The sequence below is a fragment of the Pedobacter sp. NJ-S-72 genome (assembly GCF_053890575.1).
This window is the reverse complement of sequence record NZ_CM132681.1, coordinates 824,678-843,246: the sequence shown is the minus strand read 5'-3', so window position 1 is coordinate 843,246 and position 18,569 is coordinate 824,678. Positions and strand designations below refer to the sequence as shown.

Sequence of the window (18,569 nt, the reverse complement as noted above, 5' to 3'; positions counted from 1 at the left end):
CTATGATACAAATTAACAGGACAGGCTTTAATAACTTTGTGCTAAAGATTGGTGTCTTTTTTATCCTGCTGGCTTTTACCAGTTGTAAGAAATCTGAATCCTTACCTATTGAACAAGAAAACCCTGGCGATTTACTCGCCAGGGATTCTGTTTTTTCTTACGCTAAGGAAGTTTATTTCTGGAACGAACAATTACCTTCTTATCAGGCTTTCAATCCCAGGGGTTATCATAGTCTTGATCAGGAATTATTTGACATCAGCCAGTATGCTATAAATCCGGAAACACAAAAACCTTTTGTTTCAAACACTCAAAACCCGAAAGTTTCAAAATACTCAGCGATAATTGGTACTGAAAATGTACCTGAAAATAAAGTTGCTGATGGCAATCTGAATGTTGGTTTTGGAGTCACATTTGTTGCTGTTAAAGAAGATGATATCCGGATAGAATATGTCATTTCGGGTTCACCGGCTGCAAAATCAGGCCTTCAGCGAGGAATGAGAGTTGTTAAAATCAATAACAACCCCGTAGAAACTAAATCACTTTTTTACCATTATCTTAATACTATACTGAGCAGTTCTCAAATAGGAATAACCATTGAAAAATCTGAGCTGCAACCTGAAAAGACTTATACACTGCAAAGGCAACAATTTGTTGCTGATCCGGTAGGTAAAGACACGATCTTCAATTACAACGGGGTAAAGACAGGTTATCTTTCCTATTTGAGATTTACCAGTCCAAATGGAGAGGATCGACAACTTAACGGGGTATTTAACCGGTTCGCAAATGAAAATATTGATGAATTGAGATTATCGATTTACGCTACAATCCGGGCGGATATATATCAACTGCTGATTATTTTGCCAACCTGGTTATTCCAGCTGCCTTTGATAAACAGATAATGCGTAAAGAAAAGTATAATGCTATGATGCAGAACAATAGAGCTGGATTACTAAAAAATCAGGTTTTAGCTGATGATAACGGACATCCTTTGTACTATATTGATAACCGCCCTGCAACCATGGCCGATGGTGATTACTCTTTAAACGCGAACACCTATTACTTCGATAAAACAACAGGTGTGCGTTCTTTGAAAAGAGTTATTTTCATAGTCAGCTCTGAAACTGCTTCAGCAAGTGAATTGTTGATCAACTGTCTTAAACCTTATCTTGATGTGAAGCTGGTTGGCGTTTCTGGCAATGGTAACCAACAGGTTAAAACCTATGGCAAACCTATTGGTTTCTTCGGTCTTAAAATCAGCAAAAACACGGTTTATTATTCGATGTTCCAAAACTTAAATGCTAGAAATGAAGGAAATTACTTTGACGGAATGATAACAGATCTGAGTGCTGATGATGATGCCAGATTTAATTTTGGTGACACTAATGAACCTGGTTTAAAAGCCTCACTGAGCTTAATTTTTCCGGCAAAATTTGCAAGACAGGAATCATTCAGAAAAGAAGCAAGTATTAACTTTAATAGCGTTGAAATAAAAGCTAATGCAGTTATTCTGCCAGGATTAATAAAAGAGAGAGCTCATATCAGGATAAAGAAAATTTAAAAAAATCAAAGAGATATTGTATAAAAAAAAAAAAAACGGGGTTGCAATCTTAATTGCAGCCCCGTTTTCGCTAAATGAATAGTAGGATTTTTAATAATTATTTAACCACCTTTAAAGTATCTTTCAATACTAATTCTTTACTTGAAGACCCAATCATTATTCTAAAATCGCCAGGCTCTATCACAGTTTTCATCTCAGCATTCAGCATCTCTAACATTTGAGGTGTAATTTCAAATGAGACTTGCTTCACTTTCCTGCTTTTAAGTTAACCCGTTTAAAACCTTTCAATTCTAAAACAGGTCTGGCAACGCTGCTCAACAAATCACGGATATACAATTGCACAACTTCGTCACCATCATAACTTCCTGTATTTTGTAAAGTAAAACTAGCTGTTACAGACTGAGTTTTTGAGATTTCCTTTTTGCTCAGTTTCAAATTTTTATATTCAAACTTTGTATAACTCAGGCCAAAACCAAAAGGAAAAAAGAGTTCGCCACTCAAATTATTATAATCATCTCCCCTGCCTGTTGGTTTATGATTGTATACTAATGGCAATTGTGATTCATGGACAGGATAAGTAATTGGTAAACGACCTCCTGGATTATAATCACCAAATAAGGTTTCCGCAACTGCATTACCGCCTTCTTCACCAGGATACCAGATATTCAAAACCCCAGCAGCATCATTGAACCAATTGTCCATAGTGATCGCACTACCGCCAACCAATAAAAAAAACTGGCTGGCTTTCCTGATGATTTTCCATCGCCCGGATAAGTTGTTCCTGATTTCCCGGAAGGTTTAACAATGCGCGATCCTGAAATTCGCCTTCTTTTATTCCCGCAGCAACAACAATTACATCAGCATTTCCAGCTAATTTAACTGCTTCTGATAACTCTTTATCCTGATTGTCTAACACGCCATAGTTCCAGATCAATTTAATATGTGCATTCCCTTTAGGTTCCTTAAATTCTACACGGATTGGATAGGTTTTATCCTGATCAAAAGAAAAAGATACTAATTGAGTATGATATGATCTTTTCTCCCATTGATCAATTAATAGCTTCCCGTCCAGGTAAAGGCGGTAGCCATCATTCCCTTCCAAACCAATCTTGTAAGTTCCAGAATTAGGAGCTTTAATATCCCCTTTCCACCTGATTGCATACTGATCTTTAGCCAGACGTTTATCCGGAGAGGAAAGCGTCCACATAAAATCTACCCCCTTATCAATTTGAGTAAATACCGGATTTCCGCTTAAAAGTAAGATTATCAAAATATTCAGCAAAAAGACCGTGAGCTGTATCCGCTTTTAAGAATTGCTGAGCAATTGGCAAATATACAACAGGACTGCGACTGCTCCCTTTACTGTAAGTCACATTAACCTGTTCCCCTGCTCGTTTTTTTTTTTCAAGCCCTCTACAATATTAACCTTCCCATTACCAGTCCCGCTATAACCTCCTAAACGGGATTCAATTGCATCTTCGCCAACGACTAATATATTTTTAACATTTTTAAGCGGTAAAACGGATGTTTCATTTTTTAACAGCACAAATGACTCCAAAGCAGCCTGTTTCGCTATTCCCTTATTGCTTTTATCATTTAAAGCTACCTGAGCATCCTCCTCAGAAACATAGGGTTTTTCAAAAAGCCCCAGTTCAAATTTGGCTCTTAAAACTCTTGAAACAGCATCATCAATTCGTTTCTGCGGAATTGACCCATTCAAAAATGGTGGGATAAACAGTTTATAATGCTCATATTCTGTTTGAAAGATCACATCCAGACCTGCAATAATAGCCTGACTAGTCGCATCAGCATAATTAGCAGCAGTATAATGCAAAACATTTGCACCACCAACTGCCCCGGCATCAGAAATCACAAAACCTTTAAAACCCCATTCATTTTTCAGCTTTTGAGTCAGCAAATATGCATTGGAAGTTGCAGGAGTACCATTTAAGGTGTTGTAAGCGGTCATCAGTGACCGGCTTTTACCTTGCTGAATAGTTGCTTTAAAAGGTGGAAAATAGATTTCTTCCAATAAACGTTCGTCATAGTGAACCGGATAACTATCACGCCCGCCATCCCCAACATTTGCAACAAAATGCTTTGGTGTGGTGATGATGTTCTGATTCTCAAATGCGCGGACAAATGCCAATCCCATTACAGAAGAAAGAAAAGGATCTTCTCCATATGTTTCTTCTGTACGTCCCCAACGCACGTCAGAGGCTATGTTGATCACTGGAGTCAAAATATCACGTATCCCTCTTACCTTGGTTTCCTGAGCAATTGCTCCGGCAACCTGTCCCATCATTTCTGTATTAAAGCTAGCAGCCAGACCAATAGACTGCGGAAAAGCAGTAGCACCCTGTCTGACCAATCCATGCAGTGCTTCATCAAATGCAATAATGGGTATACCCAAACGCGTTTCTTTGACAAAATACCGTTGTATGGCATTAATTTTCTTCGCCAGCGTATAAGCATTTTCCTTGGTATTGTAACTCAGCATCTGTCCTGCTCCGCCACCTCCCTGAGAAACCGCGCTAACCTGTAATCCGAAAATACCGTTTTTGTAGCGATTTTTGTCTACCCCATCCAGATCACCAGGAATCATAAAAAGCTGCCAGAATTTTTCTTCAGGAGTCATTCTGGAAAGCAAATCGCTCACTCTTTTTTCAATCGGCGCAGCAGGATTTTTATAAAGGGCAACACTAGTTTTTTTCTTTGCTATACTGGTCGTATCATTTGCAGCCACAGCACCGCAGGGTACAGCTAACAAAAAATCGTCAGTAAAATATTTTTAGTAATTGTATATTTCATCAATAATTTTTAAGGATAAAACTAATTAGCTGGTGTAAACGAAAAAGCAAGAGCAGCCTCAGCACCCATAAGATCACCAGGTAATTCTACCGTGGTTTTTCCATTGGAGCTATTCCACTTTATTTTTTTGCCGCTAGAAACCAGAATAACATCTGTGCCTTTTTTAGGCAAATTCCCTGTCCAGCTAATGGTGCCGGCCGGATTCTCACCCACATTCCTGCAATAGATAGCATACAGCGTTTTTCCATCTTTGCTCTGAGTAAACCAGGTTTGTCCGCTATGATAGTTTTTAGTAATCCTGGTATTGTAAATAGCCTTACCATTTTTGGAGGTCCATTTACCAATGTCATTTAATTTGGTAACTACCTCTTTCGGTAATGTACCATCCGGATCAGGCCCGATACCCAAAAGCAAACTTCCACCTTTAGCTACTATTTCTACTAGTTTATGAATCACAACACTGGCAGATTTGTATTGATCCTTATTCACAAAACCCCATGCTCCACCCAATGTCATACAGCTTTCCCACGGATGGTCTAACTGTGTATCAGGTATCTTTTGTTCTGGTGTCTGATAGTTCTCATATTTCCCGTGTACTGTTCTGTCTACCATCAATAGGCCAGGCTGCGCTTTTCTTGCCATACGGGCGATTTTTGGCATATCAATATCCTGACTCCATTTTGGAATAGTTGCGCCCCAGGAAAGTACTTCTTCATTTACCGTTTCCAGAGGCCTTACCCACCCCCCATCAAGCCATAAAATATCAATACCTCCATAATGCGTCATCAGCTCTTCGATCTGATTAAAAGTAAAGTCTTTGAACTTATTCCATCTCCATGGATTCTTTTTAATATCATAGTTATTGTTGCGGTCAGGGGTAGCATATTTAGACCACCAGTAATACTGGGAATGCCAGTCTGGTTTAGAGAAATATGCACCAATCATAATAAATCCTCTTTTCTAAAAGCTTCAAAAACATATTTTGCTACATCAGCCTTTGGATTATCAGCAAATGGGCCTTTAGCAATACTAAAATCAGATTCCTGCGTATCAAACATGGCAAAGCCATCATGGTGTTTAGTCGTAAAAACAAGATATTTCATCCCAGCACTTTTACCGGCCCTGGCCCATTGTTCAGGATTAAACTTTACAGGATTAAAACTTTTACTTAAGTCCCAGTACCATTTTTTATAATCTTCATAATTCTTAGTACTATCGCGGTCTATCCAATCCTCAGAACAAATTGACCAGGATTCAATCATACCAGGAACAGCATATAAACCCCAGTGTACAATCATACCAAATTTTTTATCCTGCCATTGAGCAAGTTTTTGTTTCACCTGCGGATCAGACGGCCATTCGTAAACCGTCGATTGTGGATGAACACCATTTTCCTGTGCTATTAATTTGGTGAAAGCACAAACCAGCAAAGCCGCAATTATAATTTTTCGTTTTTAGGATACTTATTTTTTTAACAGATTTCATTCCCTGAATATAAAAATGTCCCGGCTAAAAATCTAACCGGGACATGATATGAATTAAAATAAGATTACTGTTGCCAGAAGATCTTGGTTTTACGCGTATCCTTTGCCTGAACGGCCTCATAGTTTACGGAATTCAGGATTTTCTCTTGTGAAGGATAGATTAGCCTGGTTGGAGGAGTATCATAACCTGACAATTTACCATCTGAAGGGAAAGTTAAAACAGGGAATCCTGTTCTTCTGTATTCAGACCAGGCCTCTGTAGACTGAAGAACACCAAAATGCACCCATTTCTGTGTATAGATACTCGCCAGTTTATTTGCCTGAGAGCCTGTATAAGCTGCAGAGGATGAACTCACCCATGCTTCAACATCAGCAGATGAAGGAGCTGGAAGGTTAACATATCCACCACCCTTATTTAAATTATTCAGAAAATAATAGAAAGCAACTGACTGTCTTAAAGCATTTTCATAGCAGTCTGAGCACTGGCTGAACTTCCCCATCTTTCAAATGCCTCGGCTTTCAAAAGATTAACTTCAGAAGCAGTGATCACAATACCTGGTAATTTCTGGTTAAAAAGGAAAGTTGCCGAATCAAGTACCGCATAGTCTGCAAATTTCGCCTCCTGGTCTGATCCACTCATGGTAACAGGCATTGCTTTATAAGTTGCGTTTGGTACAAATTTACCATTCACTGTTCTACCGTATTTATCATAAATTACTGGAATACGCGGATCATTCGCAGGCAACATCACTGTGTTCAGCATATAATCTGTAGCGTACCAGCTGCCTTCCATAAAAAGCGGCACTTAAATCGCTTGTACTGTTGGTTTGCGGCTGCAATAAAACATCAGATGTACCAGGATTGTATAAAGCACTATTTCCACCATCTATCAATGGATTAGCTGCTGCATTGTTTAACATATCCAATACCGCAGTTCTTGCTGTTCCTTCATCTACTTTTGAAATACGCATCAGCAATCTTAAACGTAAAGAGTTTGCATAACGAGTCCATAGATTAACATCACCTTTCAGCAAAATATCAGCTTTAGCAAAATCCTTATTGGTAGGGTTTGCTTTAAAATAAGCAGCAGCATTAGCTAAATCACTGATAAAACTAGTATACAGCGCCTTTTGCTCGTCAAATTTAGGATTTACTAAAGTACTGCTTTTCTCCAGACTCCCGGCTTCAGAATAAGGAATATCACCCCATAAATCTACCATTTTCGCAGCCTGTTCGATTAAAACTACTTTAGCAGCCTGCATAAGCGCTCCCTGACTAACTTTTTCAGCATCCGAAAGCGTGCTGAACTTTGTTTCCATAGAACGATACTGTGTTATACTTCCACTTCCGTTTCCACCTGTAGCATAGAAATCATCCCAATAGTTTTGAGAATAACCATCACTTTGCTGATAAACAGAATTCGCATTTGGAAAATAAGAAGTCTGTGCATACACGCCCGGCATCATCTGGCATAAAAAAGTACGTACATTCCAATATTTAGCTGCAACCCTGTCATTATTCAACATGGCTGTAAAAAGTCCGGAAAGGCTTGCATTCTGGGACTTTTCCGGATTATAGAATTTCTCATCAACAGCCTTTTTGCAACTAACCAATGTCGTTACTGCAACTAAGACAAAACTTATATTTATAATTAATTTTTTCATAATATCTGGATTAATGCGATTAGAAATTCGCGCTTATAGAAAAACCATAACTTCTTGATGCAGCTGTCGAGCCCACATCTGCCCCTTGTGACCACCACCTGCTTCCTAGTGGAGCCTCTGGATCCAGATCTTTCAGCGTACGCCAGATGTAGAATAGATTACGGCCCGTAAGTGACACTCTCAAGTTATTAATCTTAAGCTTACTGGTAAATGAAGCAGGTAATTTATAACTCAGTACAGCTTCTCTCATTTTAATATAGCTGTTATTGAAAAGCTCCCCTTCTGCTAAAGTACCCTCACCCCAGTTATAGGTATTCATGTAATATTCTGCTGCAGAAATAATTTTTGTATTTGGCTGACCAGTCGTTTGATTTACACCTTGTAACAATACACCGTCATCATACGTTTTACCATTACTTGTAAAAGTTAATCCGCCATGGGCTGCATCTCTGAATTCCATAGAGTTCTCCAGCATACCTGCTCCACGCATAAATTTAAGATTTGGTGCAACCATTTTCCCTCCAAAACGACCATCAATAGTGAAAGTCAGTGAGAAGTTGTCATAGCTAAACGTATTAGAAATACCGCCCACTATTTTCGGCATAATGTTTCCAGCTTTAGTATAGGTACTATTGTCCATTACATACAGTCCATCATCATTAATTACATAATTACCTTTTGAATCAGTTGCTCTTGGACGGATGTAAATATTACCCAAATCTTCTCCGGCTTTAGCCATAATCTTAGCGGTAGCCTGATCTGAAGAATAGAAAGTCAAATCAGGCATTCCCTCCATTAATGAAAAATTAACTTTGATTTATTAGATGAAAAATTCAAACGGGTATCCCAACGGAATTTGTTGCCTTTTATCGGGGTTCCATTTAATGCTACTTCCCATCCTTTATTTCCAACTCTTCCAACATTCACAATCTGGCTTTTTGCACCGTTAGCATTACTCACCTGTAAAGGCAAAATCTGATCTTTAATATAGTTACTATAATAACTTACGTCCAGCCCCAAACGTCCGTCTAAAAAGCGGGTTTCAAAACCAAATTCAGTTTCATATTTCATTTCTGGCATTAGCGTATTATTTCCATAAGCACTAGATGTCACCAATGATGGAACTGATCCGTTTATAGTTTGAAGAGAGGATTGTGTATAGACAATATTTGCTTCATATGGAGGTGGGGCATTACCAACCACTCCGTAAGAAGCTCTTAGTTTACCGTAGTTCCAGAATTTCGGCAATTTCACAACGTCACTAAAAACAAAACCACCATTTAATGAATAGTAATTATATTGATTATTCTTGGAGGCAATGTAGAAGCATATTCCTTACGTGCAGTACCTTCTAAAAACAAGAAATCTTTATAGCCTAAATTTAAGATTCCTAAATAAGCATATTTTAATTGTTTTTTTCTTGTATCAGAAGTTTCGGCAATACCATAAGAGTTAGTTATTGCAAACCAGTTTTCTGAAACTAATCCATCTTTCGTATTCGATTTCTGATCTTTGTAGGTCTCATTTCTAGCCTGATAACCACCACTTACTGACAAATTCAGGTCTTTACCAATTTTATTCGAGTAAGTTAGCAAGGCATCTCCGTACAAAATCCCATACTGTCCCTGTGTTGTAGTATATCCACCTGTACTCGTATTACCATTTAATCCTATCGGCACTTCAGTAAACTGATTATTTTCAGATCTCAGTCCAGTATAATCATTACCAATACGTCCTCTGAACTTTAAGTTTTTAGCAACATCCCAGTTTAAAGTGAAACTTGAAAGTAAACGGTTCTCATTTTCAACATATTCGTTTTTTAATTGCTGCCAGTAGAAGTCCAGTAAATTCGTTGCTCTGATATTATAAAGAAATGGTTCAGGACGATCCAGTTGATTAAATTGTGCATATTTATATCCATTGCTGGTCTGGAATTTTTCTTTCATTAAGTTCATATCTTCAGCACGGCTGAAGAAACCACCAAATGACCCCAAAACTTGTCCAAGCTGATAGGGTCTGTTTTTTGTTATGGTGTTCACATAACTCACAATTACATCTGCGGATACCTTTGATCCAAGCTTAACAGTAGAGTTTAAGTTAAATGAATTCTTCGAACCTGTATTACCTGGCTGTGTCCCTCTGTAATCAAGACGTGATGCAGAAAAGCGATAATTAATGGCCTCAGTTTGATTCGAGATCGCCACATTCGCATTCGAAGTATAACCTGTTTGATATACATCTTTATAGTTATCAGGTTGCGGAGAATAAGAACGGATTGAACCATCCCACCATTTAACCTGCTGACCTTCCATCTTAGGCCCAAAATTTGCATAAGATCTAAAGTAAGGTCTTAATCCAGTTGGAGAAGTTGCATCAGCAATCCAGCCATCTTCACGGCCTGCATTTGCTAAATTAGTTGCTCTGTCATAACCCGGGCCATAAACATTCTGAAAATTAGGGAGAAATGCTACCTTATCAATAGAAGCCTGATAATTAAAATCAATTCCCAGTCCTCTGTCTTTTGACCCTTTTTTTGTAGTGATAACAATTACTCCACTAGACGCATCCGAACCATACAATGCTGATGCACTCGCACCTTTTAAGATAGTCAGACTTTCAATATCCGCTGGATTGACATCTAAAACACCATTTCCTCTGATGCGCTGATCGCCCCAATAATCATTGTTATTGGCACCTTTAGCATCATTTTGCCCATCATTTCTAATCATCACACCATCCACAACATATAAAGGCTGCTGATTGTAATTGATTGAATTGATTCCTCGGATTTGTACGTTTACACACACTACTCGGACCACCTGGTGCTGTGGTAATTTTCACACCTGCGGCTTTACCATATAAAGCCGATGCAAAGTTTGTATTTCCAGCTTCAGTTAGTTGTTTAGCGCTTACTGTACTTACCGCATAACCTAACGATTTTTCCTGTCGCTTGATACCTAATGCTGTAGTTACAACAACCTCATTCAGACTATTTTCACTTTCTTTCATTGTAACATTCAACAACGTTTGATTGCCAACAGAAATTTCCTGTTTGGCATAACCTACCGCAGAAAATGATAAGATATCATTTGTACCTACGGCAATAGAAAATTTTCCGGCCCCATCTGTCTGGGTAACTTTGTAGCTTCCTTTCAGGGAAACACTAACCCCCGGAACGGGGCCCGAAGCATCTCTTACCGTCCCGGTAAGAGTCTTCTGTGCAAAAGCGTTGACTGTCAACAGAGTTAACAGAAAAACACTTAAATACTTTAAGTAAATTTTTCTCATGTTTGGTGTGTTTAGGTTAGTAATTCGATTTAGTTTTATTTATTTTGGGTATTAACTTGAATTCAAAAGAAAATTTATGTAATATTATTTAAAGAGACTATTTTCAATAACTAAGCTTGCAGATGCTAATAATTCCGCATCCGCTGCTAATTCCGAAAGTACTACAGAGGTTTGAGCTGCGATTCTTGGGATACAAAATTCATTGATGGCCTGCTGAATTGGCGGAAGGAGAATTTTACCCGCAGCAGCACCGCGTCCACTGAGTACAATACATTCCGGGTTCATAATATGGATTAATGTCGCTACACCTTTTCCAATATGAAATGCGGCATCAGAAAGGATGGAAACAGCTACAGGATCGTGATTGCGTGCAGCATCCAAAAACAGTTCTCCAATATTCCTGCTTTTATCTTTAAAAAGTTCGGTCATACTTGTAGCAGCACCAGCGTCTATTTCTGCTTTTGCTCTTTGAGTCATCACGAGTAAAGAAGTTTCCACTTCAAGACATCCACGTCTGCCTGCACAAGAGCATATAGGTCCCGGTATTTGACAATGGGATATGGCTAAATTCACCAGCATAACCACTGTTTCCGCGGTAGAGCTGACCATTAATGATCATGCCCAGACCAGTACCCCAGCCAATATTAACAACCATGACGTCCTTCATACCCACTGCCGCTCCAAAATGAAGTTCAGCATTTGCAATCAGGCGTGAATCGTTATCTATATATACCGGTAGCTTTAATTTATCTCGCAGGTATTTACCCAAATGTGTACCATCATTCGTTTTTAAATGAGAGTAGTTCACCCCTTCTTCAGCAATAATAAAACCGGGCATACCAATACCAACTCCCAAAAGTTTTTTCTTATCAATACCAGAAAGCTCAATATGATGATGGATAAAAGAAACCAGCTTATCAACTGCTTCCTGATCATCTGTAAGTTCAAGCTCCATCATTTCCACAGGATGGATAATATTGTTAGCCAGATCATAAATAATCATGCGGGCTGTAAACTGATCTGTCGTCGCCACAGAAACGACATATCTTTGTTTTTCGAGATTCAAAAGAAATAAAGACGCTCTTCGACCACCAGTTGAACGGCCAAGACCTTGCTCCTGCACATATCCTTCTTCAACCAGCTCATTCACTACCTTAGTTACCAACGGCAAACTTTTATGAGTCAGTTTACTTAGTTCGGTAAGAGAAAGCGGATTTTTATAATAAAGCTGCTTAATAATATCAACTCGCAGGAGTCCCCTGTTCTTCATAATTTAATGGAATAGTTTAGTTGGTTATACCAAACTTAATAATTTAATTTTAAACTTCTGCAAAACTTATTATTTTTTTTAATAAGTATACAAGCTTAAAAATATTCTTTCATTTCCTGATTATGGTTGTGATAAATCGCATATTTTATTTCCAGAAAACCATCTGATTATTAGTTTGTTAGAATTAGAATTCATCAAAAAAACAATTCTTAAATCATTGAGTTAAATTTTAAGATTATGGCCAAATATTCGAAAAAAAAAACTTCAGAAAAAAAGGTAGAAGCCACCATGCATGAAATGAAAGAAGGAAAATTGAAATCAGGTAGTGGAAAGAAAGTTACGTCTAAAAAACAGGCAATAGCTATCGGTCTATCAGAAACAAGAAAAGAGGGTGCGAAAGTCCCTAAAAAGAAGTCTTAGAGTTATCCTGCCTTATTTTTCAGGCAGGATAAAATCTCTCCGGTGCGTTCCGTATAGAACACATTCATCATATTTGCTGATCGAAATACAAATCAATTTCATGTCCTATCTGTTCAGCCAGGTATTCAGTAAACTTAAGTCTGATATGATATTCTTTGAGATCAGGCTCATACAGAGGCAGGTCTCCTGCGATAACATCTTCTGGTTGAACCATTACCCAATCCTCTCCATCAAAAAATACAAGGCTCCAAGTATTCCTCCAGAATAAATTATCTTATAGTAACCTTTATGATCAGATTCAGGTAATATAGTTAAAGTGACATCTCTGTCGTAGTATTCAATTTCTAATATTAAATGGCTCCATATGCTAATCTTTCTACCCCTTTATGAGTGAAAGTATTAAACATCAGGCTGATTAAAAGGTTTTTAAAATCTACAGACAATAAATCTATTCAGAAAAACTGTGCAAATATAATGAAGGACGTATCGAGTCACTGCCATTCCAGCCCACATTAACACCTGCTTTTTCAAAAGCACTTACAACTATACCTGCAACCTTTTCAGTATCCTTTGCTTTGCCTTCTTTAGCACCCCAAACTGCAAGTGACAGCTCACTGGTTCTTTTTGCGCGGTTAAGATCTTGCCTGGTATAAAAACAAAATCCAACGATTGAATCCTGATCTGTATTTTTATGAAATTCTTCAGTACAATCATCAAAACCATCTGACTGTGTACTGCCAGCATCTTGCAAAGCGATTATACCGGCATCTGCTAACTCCATAAAAACAATATCAAGAACTATTTTCGCTTTTTTCCACGCAGCAGAGTTCATTTTCAAAGCAGGTGGCCTGGTTCTGGTTCCACAGGAATAGCTACTCCGGTTAATTCTGCTAATAATTCCTGCACTTCAGGTAAACGTGCATTTTCAACAATATGATTACCAGCATATACATCAGGGTTTGCCCCGGCATCGATAAGAAATTGAACAGGTTTTAATGAAGAGCTGAATTCTGCACACAGATATAAAGGAGTTCTTCCATCAAGTGAAAGAATCTCCAGTGGGCTTCCCGCTTCAACTAAAAGCTTTAAAAGCTCCATCATTATTTCATCGTCTACAAGATTAGTTCCCATAGCTGCGCAATGCAAAGCAGTAAAACCGTAATCATTAAATTCTGCTAAATCTGGTTTTGTTAATAATATCTTTTTTAATAAAGAGATATCACCTTGTCTTGCTGCCTCAAATATGTTTTTATTAGCCATTCTCTATAGGTTATAAATGAAAATCAGTTATCAATTTTACAATTCCAGTCTGACCTGTTGCAATCGCTCTGTCTAAAGGACTACTACCGTGACATAAGACATCATTCTCCCTTTGAATTTCACTTTTGTCTTAAAATCTACTCCGAGCTCCAATAATAACAGGACTATTTCACTATGCCCTAAACCACAAATCCAGAATAACAACTCTGATTTAGGTGTAGTCTCATCCTTATAGTCTGTACCGCAAGCCATTAAATATTTTGCTATAGCCGGATTATTCCTCCAGCATGCCCATTTAAAAGCAGCCGGGAAATACTTTTTATCAATCCCATTTTCCACTAATGTTTTTGCTGCGTCTAAATTCCCGCCTTCAAGATTTGTCGTAAAATCAAGCAGGGAACTTTTCAGGCTATCAACTAAATTTATATCAGCTCCTTTTAACAAAAGTAATTCTATGATCTTCCGGCTTCCATAAACACAGGCAAAATGAATTGGCTGTAAATTACTGGGACCTTTAGAGTGGATGTCTGCCCCTATTTCTATGAAGTAATCAATAATATCATAATGTCCATTACTTACCGCAACTGATAAGGAGATTGCCGGGCAACGTCTTTAATTTCTTTATCGGCACCTGCCTCAATTAATAGTTTTACAATATTGAGGTTTCCGTTTTTACAAACAATTTGTAATGGTGTACCCTGAACCGGGTTTTCATAGTCAACGAGTTTTTTATTAAGTACGGCTGGTCTTGTAGTTAATAAAAGCTGCTGTACCAATGTGGTGTCCTGATTATAACAAGCAGAATGCAATGCTGATGTTTCAGTAATTTTCGTCATTATTATTTATTTCTAACCTCGTCTAATAACTTTTCTTCTTGTTCTGTATCTGCATCTACCTGCGTAACTAAAGTCCAAAAGTTCTTTAATATCTTTATTTTATCGAATGCTTTACTATTTTCAAGTTTCACCATTACCCTTCTTAAGCTATTGAGATAACCTGCTTCAAATTCATCAATAAAATCAGAGTCATGACTATCAATAACCTCATTAAAAGCATTCTGGGTATCCGCATATTTATTTCCCCAGAGAGTTCTCAATTTCTTCCAGGTCAGACTCCATAAGCTCATTTGTCCAATCCGGTGGATAATAACCTTCTTTGCGTAAATCAACACCTGTACTTGAGTCAAAACTTAAAGAAATATCGCCACTCACACAATTGAATGCAAATGCACCAAATATCTCGTCTTTAAAATCTTCAGACTTTGTTATCATATCAAGAGATTCGTTTGTCAATTCAAAGACTGTCTCTTCAAAATTGTACTTTTTTTCAAATTCTTCCCAGTTATTCATATCAATACGACTTATAAATTCTTAACGACCAAATATTTTATTAATTACCCCCCTGTTTAATAAAGATATAATTCTTAGTTAAGAAAATTCACAGTTTAAGCTTGTTATAAATTAACCCCATGATATTCAATCTTATCAATAAACAATGGCTTTGATTATAGTAACAAAAAATCATCTCCTGTATATAAAATCAGATAAATAATAGTAGTTTTAAAGGGTCTTTTGGATTAATGCTTGTATTAGTACGGGAACGTTCCCGTACTTTAACACCCCATCAGGAGATACCCCCGTTAACAAAACAATAAACCAAATAAATAACCAAATAGTATGAACAAAAAAACATCTTACCTATCGGTGAAGACTATCCTTTTTATGGGGCTTTTCTTTACATTCACTTCATGCAAAAAAACCGGGATTGCAGATCCTCCCTCCCCCGCCATCACTAAACAAATCGCAGTAGACGCAGCTACAGGTTCTGGTAGCGATGTAATGATGCAAGCCTTTTACTGGGACGTTCCGCAAGGCTCGTGGTGGAATGTAATCAATGATAAAATACCATCATGGAAAGCTGCAGGCATCGCAGCCATCTGGTTACCACCGGCAACTAAAGCACAAGGCGGAGGCACAAGTATGGGTTATGATCCTTATGACTATTTCGACTTCGGAAGTTATAATCAAATGGGCACAACAATTACCCGTTTTGGTGATTCAACAAGCCTGAGTAAATTGATAACTACTGCACATAGCAATAATATAAAAGTATATGCAGATATGGTACTTAATCATTGTAGCGGAGGAAATTCAGAGGCTAATCCCTACACAGGTACCAGTACATATACTAAATACACACCTCTTTCCGGAAAATTTAACCGCACGTACAGCGATTTCCATCCAAATGATATAGAAAGTGCAGATGAAGGCGCATTTGCTGGCTTTCCTGATCTCTGCCATAAAAAAGCCAATGTATCTAACTGGATATATAATGCGTCTTACAGCATGTCCAAATTTTACAAGAACAATATCCATTTCGACGGGTTTCGTTTTGATTATGTTAAAGGATATGGTGCATGGGTTGTTAAAAACTTTGTAAATAGTGTTGGCGGGCCAGCTGCGGTTTTTGCCGTTGGAGAAGAATGGGATGGAAATGCTGCAAATTTACAGAACTGGGTAGATGCAACTGAGCAAACTTCCTCAGCATTTGACTTTGCCTGTTTTTACGCGATGCACAGTGCATTTGACGGTAACGATCTGACACATCTTAACGATGATATGTTATTAAAAAAAAATGCAGCAAAGGCTGTTACTTTTGTCAGTAACCATGATACGGATATTACATATAACAAGTATTCTTCTTATGCTTATATCATGACCCATGAGGGATATCCATGTATCTTTTACAAGGATTATGAAAACCTGCTGGACAAAAACAGGATGAATAATCTGATCTGGATTCATAAAAATCTGGCTGGAGGCACAACAACCAATTTATATTCAGCTCCTGATCAATATATTGACAAAAGAAATGGATATGGTTCAATTCCTGGTTTAATTGTGTATTTCAATGGTACAGATAACTGGCAGCAGCAATGGGTAAGTTCTAACTGGGCTAATCAAAAGATAAAAGAATATACCGGAGTATCCAACTGGATACAAACAGTAGCGGCTGACGGACGGGTATTAATACAAGCCCCTCCGCATGCATATGCTATCTGGTCTGTTACTGGCTTATAAGCATATATATATAATAATCATCATGAGCTTATAAAATTCATATGAGCTACTAATAAACCAGGGGTTGAAGAGCCGTGGTAATCAGGCTTCTTCAACCCTTCTTCCTAATACTTATCAAATAAAAATGAGAACATCCACGCTATTAAAAATCAGAATACCTATCCTGTTAATTTCATTAGCTACGTTATTTGCCTGCCATAATCATCCTCAGATACAAAGAGTTAAAGGTGATTTAAACTACAACCAAACGGACATGCAATTTGATCAGTTGTCAGTCCGCTTAAATCTGACTGCTAATATCAAAACGCAGGAATTACAAGCCGATCTGGAATTGAATAACCCGGGTGACAACCCAATTACCATTAGTGAAATTGAGATATCTACCCCCGAAGGACTTAGATCGACACCTAAAACCGGGAGTATGAGTTCAATCATCTTGCAACCAGGAGAAAACAAAGCTGTTTCGCTAAAATTTCAACCCCTAAATGATCTCAGAGAATACCAGCTAACAGGTAGAAACGGATATTTTAAATCCAGTTATAATCTTTTGATTACTTCTAAAGTTAATCGAAATGTACCTCCATTATATACTATTATAAAGGCAAATCTGGCACCATCTGACTATAGCGCCTATCTCAATAAATATAAAACCATTGCGACTAGTTACTCATTGAATACAAAATCTGATTTTACAAGTAAACAGAGCGCCTATTTTTCGACCTTGAAAAAAGTTAAACAACCGCCATTTATATTTGTCAGTGATCAGGAAATTGCTGTTTCAGGTGTAAATTTCAGATTAAGTAGTTACTGTGAGCATGACACTTTAAATGCTCAGATATTTATAGTGAACCATTCCGAATTCCCTGTTACGATTAATAAAGACAAACTGGATTTCCTTTATGCTAACGAATCTTTATTCGTTCATCAGAAAGATATTAAAGTCGTTAAAGTCTCTGGTTCACAACAAAAAGATCTCATTGATAAAGGGGACAGGGTTCTGATTCATTTTAAAAAAAAATATTTCAAGAACTCTGATAACAAGGCTGTACTATCATTTAATAAGGCATTTGAATTAAGTGATAAGATACCCTTGTTTAAGAATAATATAGAACTGGTAAAAGTCAAGCTACCATAAACTTATTCCTTCTTCAATAATTTCATTGTTCTGTTTAAGCTCCTGATTGTAATGCCTAAATAAGCCGCCATATCATCCTTTGAAAGACTGATTTTCTCTTTCTCCTGAAGCTGTAGCAATTTAGACAAACCATATTCCAGAGAATACAGCTGCTGAAAAGAAGATCTGCGACTGGTATTCAGCAGACGGTCTGTCAGTTCATGCAGCAATATTTTATTAATATCCAGAATGTTATCAATTAAAGAAAGGAAAAACACCGCAGACATACAATAGGCAGTTACAGGGCTAATTGCTTCTACAGTACAAAGACATTCCTTCATTTTTATTGCCTCTATTTCACCTATAATCTCACCCTTGCCTAAAAACTCAAATATATAAGCTTTATCATTTTCTTCAGTCAGATAACATTTAGTCACCCCTTCCCTGATAATAAATACTTTGCCGATTTTAACGTCCTGTTCCAGTATTCTTTCTCCTGTACTGAAAGATCTCAGAATGACATCCTCTTTCTTTGGCTGATCTGCATAAAGCTTTTCAATGAAGGCTAATAAATTGGTATTGGTTCTTAACATAGAAAGACGCGGGACAATTGTCCTTTT

26 protein-coding genes and 1 pseudogene are annotated in these 18,569 nt (G+C 37.6%); 5 read left to right on the top strand and 22 right to left on the bottom strand.

The annotated features are described in order from the left end of the window. The first annotated feature begins 2 nt into the window (after positions 1-2). Together ACWYN3_RS05555 and ACWYN3_RS05550 are read left to right on the top strand one after the other, a co-directional pair. Positions 3-899, top strand: coding sequence for a hypothetical protein (locus ACWYN3_RS05555; RefSeq protein ID WP_456220245.1), 897 nt, complete (start codon positions 3-5; stop codon positions 897-899). Then, complete coding sequence (locus ACWYN3_RS05550; protein ID WP_456222897.1) at positions 800-1,558, top strand: S41 family peptidase; 759 nt, start codon at positions 800-802, stop codon at positions 1,556-1,558. The genes ACWYN3_RS05555 and ACWYN3_RS05550 overlap by 100 nt, the downstream gene beginning before the upstream one ends. A gap of 97 nt (positions 1,559-1,655) precedes the next feature. On the opposite strand, the pseudogene ACWYN3_RS05545 reads toward ACWYN3_RS05550, so the two are convergent. The 14 genes and pseudogenes from ACWYN3_RS05545 to ACWYN3_RS05480 all read right to left on the bottom strand — a co-directional run bounded on the left by ACWYN3_RS05545 (position 1,656) and on the right by ACWYN3_RS05480 (position 12,075). Further along, positions 1,656-2,260 (bottom strand): annotated as a pseudogene (locus tag ACWYN3_RS05545) (fibronectin type III-like domain-contianing protein). A 10-nt stretch (positions 2,261-2,270) separates the two neighbouring features. Next, entirely contained in the window at positions 2,271-2,828 is a 558-nt protein-coding gene (locus ACWYN3_RS05540; protein ID WP_456220244.1) for a PA14 domain-containing protein, read from the bottom strand. Positions 2,829-2,927: 99 nt separating this feature from the next. Beyond that, complete coding sequence (locus ACWYN3_RS05535; RefSeq protein WP_456220243.1) at positions 2,928-4,328, bottom strand: glycoside hydrolase family 3 protein; 1,401 nt, start codon at positions 4,326-4,328, stop codon at positions 2,928-2,930. 62 nt (positions 4,329-4,390) lie between these two features. Then, the gene (locus ACWYN3_RS05530; RefSeq protein WP_456220242.1) at positions 4,391-5,314 is read right to left on the bottom strand and encodes an alpha-L-fucosidase; all 924 of its coding nucleotides are present in this window, start codon (positions 5,312-5,314) and stop codon (positions 4,391-4,393) included. After that, positions 5,311-5,799: an alpha-L-fucosidase gene (locus ACWYN3_RS05525; protein ID WP_456220241.1), complete on the bottom strand. Its 489-nt coding sequence runs from the start codon at positions 5,797-5,799 to the stop codon at positions 5,311-5,313. The genes ACWYN3_RS05530 and ACWYN3_RS05525 overlap by 4 nt, the downstream gene beginning before the upstream one ends. A 119-nt stretch (positions 5,800-5,918) precedes the next feature. Further along, the gene (locus ACWYN3_RS05520) at positions 5,919-6,353 is read right to left on the bottom strand and encodes a SusD/RagB family nutrient-binding outer membrane lipoprotein (RefSeq protein WP_456220240.1); all 435 of its coding nucleotides are present in this window, start codon (positions 6,351-6,353) and stop codon (positions 5,919-5,921) included. Continuing rightward, entirely contained in the window at positions 6,308-6,616 is a 309-nt protein-coding gene (locus ACWYN3_RS05515) for a SusD/RagB family nutrient-binding outer membrane lipoprotein (protein WP_456220239.1), read from the bottom strand. The genes ACWYN3_RS05520 and ACWYN3_RS05515 overlap by 46 nt, the downstream gene beginning before the upstream one ends. Further along, complete coding sequence (locus tag ACWYN3_RS05510; RefSeq protein ID WP_456220238.1) at positions 6,585-7,517, bottom strand: SusD/RagB family nutrient-binding outer membrane lipoprotein; 933 nt, start codon at positions 7,515-7,517, stop codon at positions 6,585-6,587. Before ACWYN3_RS05510 ends, ACWYN3_RS05515 begins: the two co-directional genes overlap by 32 nt. A gap of 19 nt (positions 7,518-7,536) precedes the next feature. Next, complete coding sequence (locus tag ACWYN3_RS05505) at positions 7,537-8,313, bottom strand: hypothetical protein (protein ID WP_456220237.1); 777 nt, start codon at positions 8,311-8,313, stop codon at positions 7,537-7,539. Further along, positions 8,313-8,771 (bottom strand): TonB-dependent receptor domain-containing protein, encoded by a 459-nt coding sequence (locus ACWYN3_RS05500; protein ID WP_456220236.1) that lies wholly within the window; start codon positions 8,769-8,771, stop codon positions 8,313-8,315. The genes ACWYN3_RS05505 and ACWYN3_RS05500 overlap by 1 nt, the downstream gene beginning before the upstream one ends. 26 nt (positions 8,772-8,797) lie before the next feature. Then, on the bottom strand, positions 8,798-10,258 hold the full coding sequence (locus ACWYN3_RS05495; RefSeq protein WP_456222896.1) for a TonB-dependent receptor plug domain-containing protein: 1,461 nt from the start codon (positions 10,256-10,258) through the stop codon (positions 8,798-8,800). After that, positions 10,239-10,805 (bottom strand): carboxypeptidase-like regulatory domain-containing protein, encoded by a 567-nt coding sequence (locus ACWYN3_RS05490; protein ID WP_456220235.1) that lies wholly within the window; start codon positions 10,803-10,805, stop codon positions 10,239-10,241. The genes ACWYN3_RS05495 and ACWYN3_RS05490 overlap by 20 nt, the downstream gene beginning before the upstream one ends. 84 nt (positions 10,806-10,889) lie before the next feature. Continuing rightward, entirely contained in the window at positions 10,890-11,303 is a 414-nt protein-coding gene (locus ACWYN3_RS05485; protein ID WP_456220234.1) for an ROK family protein, read from the bottom strand. 1 nt (position 11,304) lies between these two features. After that, positions 11,305-12,075, bottom strand: coding sequence for an ROK family transcriptional regulator (locus tag ACWYN3_RS05480; protein ID WP_456220233.1), 771 nt, complete (start codon positions 12,073-12,075; stop codon positions 11,305-11,307). 237 nt (positions 12,076-12,312) lie between these two features. On the opposite strand from ACWYN3_RS05480, the gene ACWYN3_RS05475 reads away from it, so the two are divergent. Beyond that, positions 12,313-12,495, top strand: coding sequence for a DUF6496 domain-containing protein (locus ACWYN3_RS05475; RefSeq protein ID WP_456220232.1), 183 nt, complete (start codon positions 12,313-12,315; stop codon positions 12,493-12,495). 67 nt (positions 12,496-12,562) lie between these two features. Here ACWYN3_RS05475 and ACWYN3_RS05470 read toward each other — a convergent pair whose 3' ends face one another. The 7 genes from ACWYN3_RS05470 to ACWYN3_RS05440 form a co-directional block, all read right to left on the bottom strand. Beyond that, positions 12,563-12,709: a hypothetical protein gene (locus ACWYN3_RS05470; protein WP_456220231.1), complete on the bottom strand. Its 147-nt coding sequence runs from the start codon at positions 12,707-12,709 to the stop codon at positions 12,563-12,565. A gap of 234 nt (positions 12,710-12,943) precedes the next feature. Next, complete coding sequence (locus ACWYN3_RS05465; protein WP_456220230.1) at positions 12,944-13,327, bottom strand: DUF6891 domain-containing protein; 384 nt, start codon at positions 13,325-13,327, stop codon at positions 12,944-12,946. Between the two features lie 2 nt (positions 13,328-13,329). Further along, positions 13,330-13,755, bottom strand: a complete 426-nt coding sequence (locus ACWYN3_RS05460) for an ankyrin repeat domain-containing protein (RefSeq protein WP_456220229.1) — start codon at positions 13,753-13,755, stop codon at positions 13,330-13,332. Positions 13,756-13,827: 72 nt separating this feature from the next. Then, positions 13,828-14,313 carry an ankyrin repeat domain-containing protein gene (locus ACWYN3_RS05455; protein ID WP_456222895.1) on the bottom strand — a complete coding sequence of 162 codons (486 nt, stop codon included), beginning with the start codon at positions 14,311-14,313 and terminating at the stop codon, positions 13,828-13,830. 17 nt (positions 14,314-14,330) lie between these two features. Then, positions 14,331-14,591 carry an ankyrin repeat domain-containing protein gene (locus ACWYN3_RS05450; RefSeq protein WP_456220228.1) on the bottom strand — a complete coding sequence of 87 codons (261 nt, stop codon included), beginning with the start codon at positions 14,589-14,591 and terminating at the stop codon, positions 14,331-14,333. A 2-nt stretch (positions 14,592-14,593) separates the two neighbouring features. Then, the gene (locus ACWYN3_RS05445) at positions 14,594-14,881 is read right to left on the bottom strand and encodes a hypothetical protein (RefSeq protein ID WP_456220227.1); all 288 of its coding nucleotides are present in this window, start codon (positions 14,879-14,881) and stop codon (positions 14,594-14,596) included. Next, on the bottom strand, positions 14,829-15,104 hold the full coding sequence (locus ACWYN3_RS05440) for a hypothetical protein (RefSeq protein WP_456220226.1): 276 nt from the start codon (positions 15,102-15,104) through the stop codon (positions 14,829-14,831). The genes ACWYN3_RS05445 and ACWYN3_RS05440 overlap by 53 nt, the downstream gene beginning before the upstream one ends. 327 nt (positions 15,105-15,431) lie before the next feature. Between ACWYN3_RS05440 and ACWYN3_RS05435 the strand changes: the two genes are divergently transcribed. Both ACWYN3_RS05435 and ACWYN3_RS05430 read left to right on the top strand, forming a co-directional pair. Then, positions 15,432-16,835 carry an alpha-amylase gene (locus tag ACWYN3_RS05435; RefSeq protein WP_456220225.1) on the top strand — a complete coding sequence of 468 codons (1,404 nt, stop codon included), beginning with the start codon at positions 15,432-15,434 and terminating at the stop codon, positions 16,833-16,835. A 64-nt stretch (positions 16,836-16,899) separates the two neighbouring features. Then, positions 16,900-17,970, top strand: coding sequence for a hypothetical protein (locus ACWYN3_RS05430; RefSeq protein ID WP_456220224.1), 1,071 nt, complete (start codon positions 16,900-16,902; stop codon positions 17,968-17,970). A 2-nt stretch (positions 17,971-17,972) separates the two neighbouring features. Here ACWYN3_RS05430 and ACWYN3_RS05425 read toward each other — a convergent pair whose 3' ends face one another. Then, positions 17,973-18,542, bottom strand: a complete 570-nt coding sequence (locus tag ACWYN3_RS05425; protein WP_456220223.1) for a Crp/Fnr family transcriptional regulator — start codon at positions 18,540-18,542, stop codon at positions 17,973-17,975. Positions 18,543-18,569 lie beyond the last annotated feature (27 nt).